Source organism: Streptomyces sp. HmicA12, from assembly GCF_000373565.1.
Lineage (GTDB): Bacteria > Actinomycetota > Actinomycetes > Streptomycetales > Streptomycetaceae > Streptomyces.
The window spans coordinates 24718-38406 of the sequence record NZ_KB891851.1 but is presented as its reverse complement, the minus strand read 5'-3'; the positions used below and the strand labels follow the sequence as shown (position 1 = coordinate 38406).

Below are 13689 nucleotides of genomic sequence, written 5' to 3'. Positions count from 1 at the left end.
GGACCGCACAGGGTGTGGTCAGTCGTCGAGCGCCTGGTAGAGCGTGGTCCAGAAGTCGTGCATGAGGTGGATCGAGTACGGCACGGACGCGCCCAGCTGCGTGAGCAGGATGCCGGTGATCCCGTTGACGGGGTCGGCGTAGGTCGAGGTGCCGCTGCCGCCGTCCCAGCCGAACTGGCCGACGGGCGCGTAGTCACCGCGGTAGGTGCGCACCGCCATGCCGAGGCCCCAGCCGCCGTGCTGTCCCTGGCCGAACGAGATGTGGACGTTGTCCGTGGCCAGCGCGGTACGGGCGGCGGTCTGCTCCGGCGTGAGCCGGTTCGTCGTCATCAGCTCGACGGCGGGCCGGGACAGGATCCGCTCGCCCTCGTGCACACCGTGGTTCAGCAGCATCCGGAAGTAGGCGTGGTAGTCGTCGGCCGTGGAGTTCAGTCCACCGCCGCCGCCCTGGAACGCGGGCGGCGCGCTGTGGCGTCCCCCTTCGGCCTCGTCCCACACGTGGAACTCGCCGGTCGCCGGGTCGGGCGCGTACAGCGGGGGCAGCCGGTGGATCTGGTCCGCGGGCACGTGGAACCCGGTGTCCTTCATGCCGAGCGGCTCGAAGATCCGCTCGCGCAGGAACGACTCGAACGACTGGCCCGTGACCCGGGAGACGAGGACGCCGACGAGGTCGCTGGCGATCTGGTACTGCCAGCGCTCACCGGGCTGGTACATCAGCGGCAGCGTGCCGAGGCGACGCATCCACTCGTCCTGCTCCGGCATCGGCTCGGGCAGATTGGGGGTGATCCCCTTCCCGAAGACCTCGTTCATGATCGGGGTGCCGATCACCGTCATGTCCATACCGAGCCCGAACGTGGACGTCAGCACGTCCCGCACGGTGATCGGACGGCGGGCCGGCACGGTGTCGTCCACCGGACTGCCGATCGTCCGGAGCACCTGCCGGTCGGCCAGCTCCGGCAGCCACTGCTCGACCGTGTCGTCCAGGCGCAGCCTGCACTCGTCGAGCAGAACCGTGGCCGCCGCGATCGAGACCGGCTTGGACGTCGAGGCCATCCGGAAGATCGTGTCCCGGCGCAGCGGCTCGCCGCCGTCGTGCCGCATCGTCCCGAGGGTCTCCACGTGCGTCTCGTCGCCCCGGCTGAACAGGGCCACGACGCCCGGGATGTTCCCGGACTCGACGTGCCGCGCCAGCACGTCGTGCACCTTCCGCAGCCCCGGCTTCGAGAACCCGCCGTCGTTCTGTCCCATCACGCGTCTCCCCCTGTGTGCCCCAGGAATCCTCGAACGCCCCGCAACGTACATTGCGTTTACGAAGTCGTCAATGATCGGATGGGTAACTGGGCCTTGAATATGCGGAGTTAAGGAGGCGTTAAGGTTTCGTCATTGCAATGAGCTGTCACTGAACGCACCCTCGGTCCCGGTCAACTCGGCAGCACCAGACGGGGCTTGGGCGCGTCCAGGCGTCCTGTCTGCGGCCGCCTGCTCCCCGCGCGGTAGGGCTCGGGCCACACCACGCCCGGTCCCGTGTAGCCCTGCTCGGCCGCGGCGTGCAGCGTCCAGTGCGGGTCGTACAGGTGCGGCCGTGCCAGCGCGCACAGGTCCGTACGCCCGGCCAGCACAAGGGAGTTGACGTCGTCCCACGAGGAGATCGCGCCGACCGAGATCACCGGGATCCCGGTCTCGCCCCGGATCCGGTCCGCGTACGGCGCCTGGTACGAGCGTCCGTACGCGGGCCGCTCGTCGGCGACGACCTGGCCGGTCGACACGTCGATCGCGTCGGCGCCGTGCGCGGCGAAGGCGCGTGCGATCGCCACCGCGTCGTCCCCGGTCGTGCCGCCGTCGGCCCAGTCCGTCGCCGAGATCCGTACGGTCATGGGCCGGCCGTCGGGCCACACCCCGCGCACCGCGTCGAAGACCTCCAGGGGGAACTTCAACCGCCGCTCCAGGGAGCCTCCGTAAGCGTCGGTGCGCCGGTTCGTCAGCGGGGACAGGAAGCCCGAGAGCAGGTAGCCGTGGGCGCAGTGCAGTTCGAGGAGGTCGAACCCGGAGCGCGCGGCCCGCCAGGCGGCGGACGCGAACTGCTCGCGCACCTCGGCGAGTTGGGTGACCGTCAGCTCGGACGGGGTCTGACTGTCCGGCTTGTACGGGATCGGGGAGGCGGCCACCAGGGGCCAGTTGTCCGCCGGGTCGGGCAGCGGCTCGTCGATGCCCTCCCACATCAGCCGGGTCGAGCCCTTGCGGCCGGAGTGTCCGAGCTGCACGCCGATCGCGGTGCCGGGCGACCTGGTGTGCACGAACTCGGTGATCCGCCGCCAGGCCGCGGCCTGTTCGGGGGTGTAGAGCCCGGCGCAGCCCGGGGTGATGCGGCCCTCGGGGCTGACGCAGACCATCTCCGTCATGATCAGGCCCGCCCCGCCGAGCGCCCGCGCCCCGAGGTGGACCAGGTGGAAGTCGCCGGGGACGCCCTCGACCGCCGAGTACATGTCCATCGGCGAGACGACGACCCGGTTCCTGAGCCGCAGCCCGCGCAGCTCGAAGGGCGTGAACATCGGCGGTGTCCCCGCCGGGCAGCCGAACTCCCGCTCCACGGACTCGGTGAAGCGCGCGTCGCGCAGCCGCAGGTTCTCGTGGGTGACGCGGCGGCTGCGGGTGAGCAGATTGAACGCGAACTGGCGGGTGGGCTGGCCCAGATAGCGCGGCAGATCCTCGAACCACTCCAGGCTGGCCCGCGCGGCCCGCTGCGTGGAGGCGACGACGGGCCGCCGCTCGGCCTCGTACGCCTTCAGCGCCGCACCCGTCGTGGGGTGTTCGTGCAGGCACGCGGCGAGCGCGAGCGCGTCCTCGACGGCGAGTTTGGTGCCGGAGCCGATGGAGAAGTGCGCGGTGTGCGCCGCGTCCCCGATGAGCACGCAATTGCCGTGCGACCAGCGGTCGTTGACGACGGTGCGGAAAGTCAGCCAGGAGGAGTTGTTGGACTTCAGGGCGCGCCCGCCGAGGGCGTCCGCGAACGTCTTCGCGCACCGCTCGACGGATTCCCGTACGTCCATGTCGGCGAAGCCGGCCGCCCGCCAGACCTCTTCGCGCATCTCGACGATGACGGTGGACTCGCTGTCGCTGTACGGGTATCCGTGCAGCTGCATCACGCCGTGCTCGGTCTCGGCGATCTCGAAGCGGAACGCGTCGAACGGGAAGTCGGCGGCGAGCCAGATGTAGCGGTTGCGGTGCTCCTCGATGCGCGGGCGGAACGCGTCGGCGTACGTCTCGCGGGTCGCGCTGTGCACGCCGTCGGCGGCGATCACCAGGTCGTACTCGGCGCGGAGCTCGTCCGGCGGCGGCGCTTCCGTACGGAACCTCAGCTCGACGCCGAGCTGGCGGCAGCGGCCCTGCAGTATCTCCAGGAGGCGGCGCCGGCCGAGTGCGGCGAAGCCGTGGCCCCCCGAGGTGTGGCGGACGCCGCGGTGCACGAGGGCGATGTCGATGTCGTCCCAGCGCACGAACTCGTCGCGCAGCGCCGCGTACACGACCGGGTCGGCGTGCTCGATGCCGCCGAGGGTCTCGTCGGAGAGGACGACGCCGAAGCCGAAGGTGTCGTGCGGCGCGTTGCGCTCCCAGACCGTGATCTCGCGGTCCGCGTCGAGGCGCTTGAGGAGCGCGGCCGCGTACAGGCCGCCGGGTCCGCCGCCGATGACGGCGATCTTCTGGGGACGCACGCCGGCGTCACCTCCCCTGCCACTTGGGCGGGCGCTTCTCGGTGAAGGCCGCGTGGAACTCGGCGTAGTCCTCGCCGTTCATGAGCAGGGCCTGGGTCGCGGCGTCCATCTCGACGGCGGCGGCCAGCGGCATGTCGAGCTCCGCGGTCAGCAGGGCCTTGGTCTGCGCGTGGGCGAGGGCGGGGCCGTCGGCGAGGCGGCGGGCGAGGGCGAGCGCCGCCGCGTCGGCCTGCCCCTCGTCGGCCAGCTCGCTGATCAGGCCGATCCGCTCGGCCTCCGGGGCGCGCACCGGGTCGCCGAGCATCAGCAGCCGGGTGGCGTGGCCGAGGCCGACGACGCGCGGCAGCAGGTACGCCGCGCCCATGTCCCCGCCGGACAGGCCGACCTTGGTGAACAGGAACGCGAAGCGGGCGCTCGGATCGGCGATCCGGAAGTCCGCGGCGAGCGCGAGCACCGCCCCGGCGCCCGCGGCGACCCCGTGCACGGCGGCGATCACCGGGAACGGCGCTTCGCGCACGGCCCGCACCACCTGCCCCGTCATCCGGTTGAAGTCCAGCAGCTGGGCGGTGTCCATGGAGAGGGTGGCGCCGATGATCTCGTCCACGTCGCCGCCGGAGCAGAAGCCGCGGCCCTCGCCGGTCAGGACGAGGGCTCGGACCGTCTTCTCGCGGGACAGCTCGGCGAGCAGGTCGCGCAGATCCGCGTAGGCGCCGAAGGTGAGCGCGTTGAGTTTCTCGGGCCGGGCGAGGGTGACGGTCGCGACGTCCCGCGCGTCCACGGCGTACGAGAGGTGCCGCCAGGTCTCGGTCGGGCGGGCGGAGCCGGTGAAGGGACTCATACGCGTGCGGCCTCCTGCGGGCAGGCGTGCTCCGACGACGACACCCCGAAGGTATCACCGCTTTGTGACTGTCGTCAGCAGTACGCGATACCCCGCCACGCACGGCGACATGAGAAGCACATCAGGTGATAGAGCCCAATGTCCCGAGGAACACCACCGGGAGCCTCTATCGAGGCACGCCGTACCATTCATAAGGTTGAAAGCAGGACGGTCACTTCACGCACGCCACCCCATCCAGCCCGTCCCGCCCGAGCCACCCCCCGCCGCCCCTCAGGACCTGCTGTGACTCCTCCCCCAGGGCCCTCCACGCCCACGTCGTGGCGCATAGCCCTGCCGCACACGGCCGCCGCCGTTCCGGTGGCGCGCGCCCTCGTCCGTACCGCGCTGACCGAGATCGACTCTCCGGCGGCGGACATGGACACCGCGGAGCTGCTCACGGCGGAGCTGGTGGCGAACGCGGTGGAGCACACCGCAGGCGACGCCCCCATCGAGCTGGTCGTGGAGCTTCTGGAGTCCGGCTGTCAGGTCGAGGTGCACGACCCGGACCCGGCGCCGCCCGCGGAGCTCACCAACCCGGACGACCCGGAGGAGCCCGACCCCTGGCAGGAGCACGGCCGGGGCCTGCTCCTGATCCGCACCCTGTCCTCCTCGTGCGGACACCGCCCCACCGAGTCCGGCAAGGCGGTGTGGTTCACGCTTCCCGCGGTGCCTAAGCAGCGCCCCCCGTCGGAGCCGTAGCGGCGCCGAGGCGCGAGTTCTTGCGCCCGTAGAAGGCGTAGACGAGCGCGCCGACGACGAGGAACACCGCGAACTGCACCCACGTCGTCCAGCCCGTGCCCCAGATCAGGTAGAGGCAGAAGGCGACGCCCAGGACCGGGCTGACCGGGTACAGCGGCACCCGGAACGAGCGCTTCAGCTCGGGGTGCGAGCGGCGCAGCGCCACGACCGCGATGTTGACGACGACCATGGTGGCGAGCGTGCCGATGGTCGTGAGGTTCACGACGGCGTCGAGCGAGGAGAACGCGGCCGGGACCGCGAACACGAGCGCGACGATCCAGGTGCCGCCGACCGGCGTCGACGTCCTCGGCGAGACCCGCTCGAAGACCCGCGGGATCAGCCCGTCCCGGGACATCGACATCAGGATCCGGGTCTGCCCGTACATCACCGCGAGCACGACGGACGCGATGGCGACGACCGCGCCGAAGGCGATGATGCCGCCGCCGACGGTGGAGTCGGTGACGTCGTTGACGATGAGGGAGAGCGCGGCCGGCTTGTTGCCGACGGCGTCCGCGCCGAGCGCGCCGATGGCGGCGACGGCGACCGCGCAGTAGAGCAGCGTCACGATGCCGATGCAGATCATGATCGCGATCGGGATGTTCTTCCGCGGGTTCTTGACCTCTTCACCGGCCGTGGTGATCGCGTCGAAGCCGATGTACGAGAAGAAGGCGAGCGAGGCGCCGGAGGTGACGCCGCCGATGCCGGACGAGAGGAACGGCGTGAGGTTGTCGTCCTGGAACGCGGTGAAGGCGATGGCGCAGAACGCGATCAGGATGCCGATCTTGAGGACGGCCATGGCGGCGGTGGCCCGCGCGCTCTCCCGGATACCGCGCACGAGCAGGGTCGCGGCCATCAGCATGACGACGACGGCCGGCAGGTTGATCACGCCGCCGTCGGACGGGCCCGCGGACAGGGCGGCGGGCAGCTGCCAGCCGAAGAGACTGTTCAGCAGCTCGTTGAGGTACTGGCTCCAGCCCACGGCCACGGCGGACACCGAGACGCCGTACTCCAGGAGCAGGCACCAGCCGACGAGGAACGCGACGCGCTCGCCGAGCGTCGCGTAGGCGAAGGAGTACGAGGATCCGGAGACCGGGATCGCGCCGCCCAGCTCGGCGAACGAGAACGCGGTGAAGATGCAGGTGATCGCCGCGAGGACGAACGAGATGATGACGGCGGGTCCGGCCTCGGCGACCGTGTCGGACAGACCGACGAAGATGCCGGTGCCGACGATCGCGCCGACACCGAAGCACACGAGCTGGAAGAGCCCCATGGTGCGCTTGAGGCCGTGGCCTTCGAGGTCGGCGCCCGATTCGGCGATGAGGGTTTCGGGCGACTTGATGCGCAGGCCGGTGGGGGTCGGCGACATGGGGTGGTGCTCTTTTCTGGTGGTACGGGTGCGGTGGGGTGGACCGCATGCCGGTGGGGCCGGAGAAGGTGTTCCGGCCCCACCAGTTTGAACGGTTATGAGGTGTTTCTTTTGTTTTCTACGGGCGGCCGAGCGTGGCGACCATGATGGCCTTGATGGTGTGCATCCGGTTCTCGGCCTCGTCGAAGACCACGGAGTGCGCCGACTCGAAGACCTCGTCGGTGACCTCCAGGGACTCCAGTCCGTACTTCGCGTGGATCTCGCGGCCGACCTTGGTGCCCAGGTCGTGGAAGGAGGGCAGGTCGTGCATGAACTTCACGTCCGCGTTCCCCGTCGCGCGCAGCACGTCCATCGTGACGGCGTACGGCGCGAGGGCCTTGATCCGCTCGTCCCAGACCTCTTCGGGCTCGCCCATGGAGACCCAGACGTCGGTGACCACGAAGTCGGCGCCGGCGACACCCTCCTCGACGGACTCGGTGAGCGTGATGCGCGCCCCGCTCGTCTCGGCGAGCTTCCGCGCCCGGGCGACGGTCGCCTCGGCAGGCCAGTAGGCCTTCGGCGCGACGATCCGGACGTCCATGCCGAGCAGGGCTCCGGTGACGAGGTAGGAGTTGCCCATGTTGAACCGGGCGTCGCCGAGGTAGGAGAAGGCGATCTCGGTGAGCGGCTTGTCGCTGTGCTCGGTCATCGTGAGCACGTCGGCGAGCATCTGGGTGGGGTGCCAGTCGTCGGTCAGGCCGTTGTAGACCGGGACGCCCGCGAACTCGGCGAGCGTCTCGACCGTCGCCTGCTCGTCACCGCGGAACTCGATGGCATCGAACATCCGGCCGAGGACGCGGGCCGTGTCCTTGCTCGACTCCTTCTTGCCGATGTGCGAACCGGCCGGGTCGATGTACGTCGTCGAGGCGCCCTGGTCGGCGGCCGCGACCTCGAAGGAGCACCGCGTCCTCGTCGACGACTTCTCGAAGATCAGCGCGATGTTGCGGCCCTTGAGGTACTGCGTCTCGGCGCCCGCCTTCTTGGCGGCCTTCAGCTCGGCGGCCAGCTCGACCAGGCCGCGGAACTCCTCGGCGGTGAAGTCCACCTCCTTCAGGAAGTGGCGGCCTGCGAGGTCGGGGCGGGCGGTCGTCGCCATGGGGGCGCTCCTGGGTGCGGATCGGGGACGGGGCTGGGGAACAACAGGATGATGGAAGTCTATACGACGACCCACATTTATATACAGCCTGTATGCGGTGTGCTACGCCACCGGGTCCCGCTCCACCGGACAGCTCATGCAGCGCGGTCCGCCCCGGCCGCGCCCCAGCTCGCTGCCCGGGATCTCGATGACCTCGACGCCCTGCTTGCGCAGAAAGGTGTTCGTGGTCGCGTTCCGCTCGTACGCGACGACGACGCCCGGCTCGACCGCCAGGACGTTGCAGCCGTCGTCCCACTGCTCGCGCTCGGCGGCGTGCACGTCCTGCGTCGCGGTCAGCACCCGGATCCCGCTGAGCCCGAGGGCCGCGGCGATCGCCCGGTGCATGTGCTCCGGCGGATGGTCGGTGACCTTCAACTCCCGCGCCGAGGTGCCCGGTTCGATGGTGTACGAGCGCAGCATGCCGAGCCCCGCGTACTGCGTGAACGTGTCCCCGTCGACCATCGTCATCACGGTGTCGAGGTGCATGAAGGCCCGCCGCTTCGGCATGTCGAGCGCGACGATGGTGCGGGCCGAGCCCGCGGCGAACAGCTTGTGCGCGAGCATCTCCACGGCCTGCGGGGTGGTGCGCTCGCTCATCCCGATGAGCACGGCGCCCTGCCCGATGACCAGGACGTCGCCGCCCTCGATGGTGGACGGGTAGTCGGCCTGTCCCTCGGACCAGACGTGGAAGCGCTCGTCGCGGAAGAGCGGGTGGTGCCGGTAGATCGCCTCGAAGTGGACGGTCTCGCGCTGCCGGGCCGGCCAGCGCATCGCGTTGACCGAGACCCCGTCGTAGATCCAGGCCGAGGTGTCGCGGGTGAAGAGGTGGTTGGGCAGCGGCGCGAGCAGGAAGTCGTCGAGGTCCATCACGTGGAAGCGGACCGACGTCGGCTCGGGGTGGCGCTCCAGGAACTCCCGCTTGGTCATGCCGCCGATCAGCGCCTCGGCCAGCTCCCGTGCCGGCAGCGTCTCGAAGGCGGCCCGCAGATGGTCGGTGGCGAGCGGCCCGTACTCCTTCTCGTCGAAGACCCGGTCCAGGACGCGGGTCCGGGCGGCGTCGACGTCCAGGGCCTCGGCGAGCAGGTCCCCGAAGAGGTGGACGGTGACGCCCCGGTCGCGCAGCACGTCGGCGAACCCGTCGTGCTCCTGCCGCGCCCGCCGCACCCAGAGCACGTCGTCGAAGAGCAACTGGTCCTTGTTGCTGGGCGTGAGCCGCTTCAGCTCCAGATCGGGGCGGTGCAGGATGACGCGGCGCAGCCGCCCGGCCTCGGAGTCGACATGGAATCCCATGGGCTCATCCTGACCGCTGCGCCGCGCCTTCACCCCTCCGTACTTCTGTTACGGCGGCTTCAGCGGCTCGGCAGCGACTGCCGCGTCCGCTCCGGCCTGGCCAGGAGCCGGCGTGCGGTGCGGCCGGGGTGGACGGTGGCGCGGGCCACGATCCATCCGGCGAGCACATGCGGATCGTCGGGCGCGAGGCGCAGGTCGTCGTCGTAGCGGGCGAGGGCGCCCGCCGGGTTGCCCGCCGCGAGGTGCTCGTCGCCGGTGCGCGGCGCGGCGGGCGGGACGGCCAGGGCGTGGGTGCGCAGGTCGGGCCAGGAGCCGCCCGGGGTGCGCAGCCGCGGGGCCGCGCCGGGCGGCGCCGGCAGGACGTTGCGCAGCCGCCACTCGGTGCGGTGCAGGGCGGCGGCGGTTCGGGCGCGGGCCAGCGCGTCCGGGCGGACCGGTACACGCAGCCAGCCGTCCAGGGAGTGCGCGAGCCCCTCGACGAGCCGACGGCCCGGCGCGGTGAGCCCTCCCTCGGTGAGCAGCGTGCGCACGACCAGGCGGGTCTGCAGGCGGCGCAGCGCGAAGTGGTACGCGGCGGCCTCCCCGTGCGTCGGGTGGCCGAGCAGCCCGTACCAGAACCCGGTGACGCCGGTGAAGGCGTACGCGCCGTGCAGCAGGCCCGTGCGGTGCCGGGGGTCGGCGCGCCAGGGCGCGTAGTAGCGCTCGACACGGTCGTCGTCGAGGAGCGGCAGCAGATGGAGGAGCGCGCCGAGCTTGCTGTGCTGGAACTCGTGCACGAAGGTTTCCGCGAGCGCGAGGGCGTTGCCCGGCCGCGCGATGACCATGGCGCCGAACGAGTCGCCGCTGGAGGCGGAGACGCGTACGTGCGGCGGGGCGGGCGGCATGGTGGCGGTGCGGCCCCACGGGACGACGGCCCGTACGAGCGTGAGGTCGAGGCCGCCGTCCCCGGCCCGGGCGAGCAGCGCCGCGGCCTCGTCGAACAGGTCCTGCCAGACGGCCGCCTCGTCGGCGTCGAGCCGGGCGGGCGGCACCGGCTCGTCGAGGTCGCGGTAGGGGTGGAGGTCGTCGAGCGGGATGGTGACGGGGCCCGCGTCGAGGGTGCGCAGGGGGGTCCAGCAGGGGTCGGGCGGGGTGCTCCGACCGGGGCGTGCGGGGGCCGTCACCGGGCGGCAGCGAACGGCGCCGGGCGTGGCGTCCGAGGACGACAGGGTGAGTGTGCCGCGGCCGTCCACGAGGAGGTGACCGACCGTCAATCCGGCTGGTGCGTACGGAAGTCGGACGGTACCCAGGCCCGGCAGGTGCACCGCGCCGTCGTCCAGCGGCACCAAGACGTCGGCCTCCGTACCGGCGTGCAGGGCCGCCGAGACGGCGAGCGCGCCGAGGTGGCCGGCCTCGGCCCACAGGGGCGGGCCCGGGGCGGTGCCGTGGGCCCGGCGCAGCAGGTGGGCGAGCCAGCTGCCGGTCTGCGGCGCGAGCAGCAGCCGCTCGACGGGCTCGGGGGCGTGCCGGGCCGCCTCCCGCAGTCGGCGCCAGTTCTCGGCGGGCGCCGTCAGTGGGGTGGCCAGTCCGTCGAGGCGGTCGAGGGCGGTGCGCAGGAGCAGCAGTCTGCGATGGCGCTCGCCGCGCTCCAGCAGGGCCAGCGCCTCCCGGGAGCCGCCGCCCGTGGCCAGTTCGGCGAAGAGGGCGCCGGGAACACTCAGCCGGGGCGGGAGCTGCTCACTGGTCATTCCCGGGACCTCCGGAGCGTGGGGCGGGCGGTCGAGGTGTGCTCACCGGGTCGTGTCGGGGGCGGGCGGCTACTCCGCTCTTCCCGGTCCTGGTTCGCCGCCACCCCGCATGCTGCCGCGGGGGCGCAGCACTTCCTCGAGGATGCGGGCGGTGGCCGCCAGGGGCGGCAGGTCCTCTACGTCGGTCAGCGCGACCAGGGTCAGGTCGGGCAGGTCCGACTCCCAGTCGAGTACAGCGGCCTCGTGAGCCGGATCGACCGGGTGGGACGGGGTGGCTTGCTCCGCGCGTAGCGACTGGTCCAAGATCCGTTCCCCTCCTCGCACGGTGGCACTCGATGCCCCGCGTCCTTCCATCATGACGAACCGGGCGCGCATGGGAAACCCGTACGATCACGCCACACGATCAGCGCCGCCCGTCTCTCGCCTGCCCAGCACCGCCCAACTCACCCAGTGCGGCAGCGAGTTCGGCCTGCCGTTCGGGGTCGTCGTCGAGTGCCGTGACGGCCGAGAGGAGCTCCCCGAGGGCCTCCGGGCCACGACGGGCCAGTGTGGTGAGCATGCCGGTGGCGTCGGTACGGGGCTTGGTGTGCCGGGGCATCGTGGAACCCAGCCGGGGGCCCAACGCCTCGACCAGGGCCTGCCGTTCGGCGGGGTCCGTCATCAGGGGATAGTCCAGCAGCGCGTTCACGGCGCGCCCCAGCACCGCGACCCCGGACCCCGGGCTCCTGGGCGGTTCCAGCCGCGGCAGGATCTCGGTGCGTTCGGGGCTCCGCATCCGGATCTCGGGGCGCTGCGCGGTGCGTCCCTCGGCGCGCAGCACGGCGAAACTCCGGCGCACCGCGGGGAACAGCTCCTCCGGGTCCGGCAGGGCGGGCAGCACGGCCGCCCGCTCGCGCAGCAGTCCGAGAAGAACGTCCGAGAAGAGACCCGTGGCACGGACCGGATCGTTGGCGGCGGCCCGGCCCGCCCCCGCCGCCCGCAGCACGGTCTGTCGGTGCCCGAGGGTCCGCTCACCGGCCGGCAGGGCGTCGGGCGGCAGCGGTCCGCGGAAGCCGAGCCGTTCCTCGAACGTCTCGCAGGCGTCCACGATCCAGAGCTGGTCGGCGAAGCCGGGCACGGCGTCGCCGGCGTAGCGGATGAGCGCGGAGTCCAGGTCGACGGCGACCTTGTCGGCCGTGGTGGCGTCCGCGCAGAACAGCCGGGTGTGCCCGGCCCGGTCGAGGACGCCGTGCCCGCCCCACCACACCCACAGCACGTCGCCCTGGTGCTCCGGCAGGTGCCGTACGAGTGCGTGGCGGAGGGTGGCGTGGTCGGCGGGCGCGTACGCGACGTCCGGCGTGTACGGCGCCAACGGGGACAGATGCAGATGAAGTTGGGACTGCGGCACACCGGCGTCGCGCAGCAGCGCGTGGAACGCCACGGCGTCGCGGGCCGGTCCCGGCAGGTCCCAGGAGGAGCCCGCCTCGTACTGCTCGATGCCGACGACGAGGGCGTGCACCCGGGCCGGGTCGACGCCCCGCGCGGGGGTGGCCTTGTCGGTCACGTCAGCCGCTCCGCGATGTGCCGGTACGTCGCCGGGTTGGTCCAGTAGGCGCTGTGCGCGGCGGGGAACGGCTGGCGGCTGTCGACGGCGATGTCGGTGACCCTGCCGGGGAAGAGCCCGGCGCCGAGGTAGCCGAGCAGGTCGCGCGGATCGTACAGATTCAGCCAGTCGGGCATGTGCGGGGGCAGCGGCTCGGGGTGGGCGAGCGAGGGCAGGGCCCCCGACTCGTACAGGAACGGGCCCTGCGATCCGGCCGTGACCAGCAGGGCGACCTGGGGCAGTGGCGTCTCGATGAGCGTGTCGAGGGCGATGATGCCGCCGAGGCTGTGGGCGACGACGGTGACGGGCGGTTCGAGTCCGGCGATCAGGGTCCGCAGCCCGTCGCGGAAGCCCGCGCCGCGGCTGAGGTAGCGCAGCACGTCCCCGGCGGCCGGGTGCGCGGCCTCGGTGAGGGCGCGGCGGCGGCGCACCACGGCCCGGGACGCGGCGTTGCCGACCAGGCTCAACAGGCCGCTGCGCAGGCCGCGTTCGGCGCCTTCGGCGGCCGCTCCGAGCTGTTCGGCAAGGCGCGCCACGGCCGCGTCCCGCTGATCGCCGTCAGGCACGAGCGGCGCGTCGGCGTCGAGGAGGCCGGCGACGGCGCGGGCCACGGCGGCGCGGGCGGCGAGCAGGGCGAGGTCGTCGGGGTCGAGGGCGTCGGCGGCGGCCGGGAGCAGCGGATGGCCGGCGAGGCGGCTCAGCGCCGCGGCGAGGCCCGGCAACAACGCGCCGGCCTCCGCGTCGTGGGCGGCGGCGGTCAGCCGGTCCTGGAGCGCCTGCTCCGGGAGGGCGGCGTACGGCGGCCGCTCGGCGCGCTCCTTCAACGTAGCTGCCGCCAGGGCGAGTTCGGTGTCGGGGTTGCGGTACAGGGCGGCCCAGGCGGCGGTCTCGTCCCCCTCGCCGATGTCGCGGGCCGTGCCGCCGGGCGGCGGGGGCAGGCTGGCGCCGCCCGCGGCGAGCGTCGCGCCGTGCTCGGCTCCCCAGTAGTAGGGCACGATCCGCAGTCCGGGCCGCAGCGAGGTGAGTTCAGCGGCGAAGCGCCCGGCGAGCGCGGAGAAATCCGGTTCGCGCACCCCCGTGCCGTGGACGAAGACGACCGTCGACATGTCCCTCCCCCGTGACGAACATTCAACTCGACTGTGCGATGGGCCAGTTGCTCCAGTATGACCACAGACGGAGGGGGCAGCACCGGGTGCCGCCCCCTTGGATCCGCGCGTCCGGCCGG

11 protein-coding genes are annotated in these 13689 nt (G+C 72.3%); 1 reads left to right on the top strand and 10 read right to left on the bottom strand.

Going from position 1 to position 13689, the window contains the following annotated elements:
* Positions 1-18: 18 nt before the first annotated feature.
* The 3 genes from B072_RS0139210 to B072_RS0139200 all read right to left on the bottom strand — a co-directional run bounded on the left by B072_RS0139210 (position 19) and on the right by B072_RS0139200 (position 4548).
* The gene (locus B072_RS0139210) at positions 19-1248 is read right to left on the bottom strand and encodes a serine hydrolase domain-containing protein (RefSeq protein WP_018535469.1); all 1230 of its coding nucleotides are present in this window, start codon (positions 1246-1248) and stop codon (positions 19-21) included.
* A gap of 173 nt (positions 1249-1421) precedes the next feature.
* Positions 1422-3710: a bifunctional salicylyl-CoA 5-hydroxylase/oxidoreductase gene (locus B072_RS0139205; protein ID WP_018535468.1), complete on the bottom strand. Its 2289-nt coding sequence runs from the start codon at positions 3708-3710 to the stop codon at positions 1422-1424.
* A gap of 7 nt (positions 3711-3717) precedes the next feature.
* Positions 3718-4548, bottom strand: a complete 831-nt coding sequence (locus tag B072_RS0139200; RefSeq protein WP_018535467.1) for an enoyl-CoA hydratase family protein — start codon at positions 4546-4548, stop codon at positions 3718-3720.
* A gap of 282 nt (positions 4549-4830) precedes the next feature.
* Between B072_RS0139200 and B072_RS0139195 the strand changes: the two genes are divergently transcribed.
* Positions 4831-5286, top strand: coding sequence for an ATP-binding protein (locus B072_RS0139195; protein ID WP_026246773.1), 456 nt, complete (start codon positions 4831-4833; stop codon positions 5284-5286).
* Here B072_RS0139195 and B072_RS0139190 read toward each other — a convergent pair.
* From B072_RS0139190 to B072_RS0139160, 7 genes are all read right to left on the bottom strand, one after another.
* Positions 5258-6691 carry an amino acid permease gene (locus B072_RS0139190; RefSeq protein ID WP_018535465.1) on the bottom strand — a complete coding sequence of 478 codons (1434 nt, stop codon included), beginning with the start codon at positions 6689-6691 and terminating at the stop codon, positions 5258-5260. The genes B072_RS0139195 and B072_RS0139190 overlap by 29 nt on opposite strands.
* A gap of 118 nt (positions 6692-6809) precedes the next feature.
* Positions 6810-7826, bottom strand: coding sequence for an ornithine carbamoyltransferase (gene argF / locus B072_RS0139185; RefSeq protein WP_018535464.1), 1017 nt, complete (start codon positions 7824-7826; stop codon positions 6810-6812).
* Positions 7827-7928: 102 nt separating this feature from the next.
* Positions 7929-9155 (bottom strand): arginine deiminase, encoded by a 1227-nt coding sequence (locus B072_RS0139180; RefSeq protein ID WP_018535463.1) that lies wholly within the window; start codon positions 9153-9155, stop codon positions 7929-7931.
* 59 nt (positions 9156-9214) lie between these two features.
* The gene (locus B072_RS0139175) at positions 9215-10882 is read right to left on the bottom strand and encodes an aKG-HExxH-type peptide beta-hydroxylase (RefSeq protein ID WP_018535462.1); all 1668 of its coding nucleotides are present in this window, start codon (positions 10880-10882) and stop codon (positions 9215-9217) included.
* A gap of 69 nt (positions 10883-10951) precedes the next feature.
* Positions 10952-11185, bottom strand: coding sequence for a hypothetical protein (locus tag B072_RS0139170; protein ID WP_018535461.1), 234 nt, complete (start codon positions 11183-11185; stop codon positions 10952-10954).
* A 100-nt stretch (positions 11186-11285) separates the two neighbouring features.
* A complete protein-coding gene (locus tag B072_RS0139165; RefSeq protein WP_018535460.1) occupies positions 11286-12425 on the bottom strand; it encodes an effector-associated domain 2-containing protein in 1140 nt (379 codons plus the stop codon).
* A complete protein-coding gene (locus B072_RS0139160) occupies positions 12422-13570 on the bottom strand; it encodes a hypothetical protein (RefSeq protein WP_018535459.1) in 1149 nt (382 codons plus the stop codon). The genes B072_RS0139165 and B072_RS0139160 overlap by 4 nt, the downstream gene beginning before the upstream one ends.
* Positions 13571-13689: the final 119 nt, after the last annotated feature.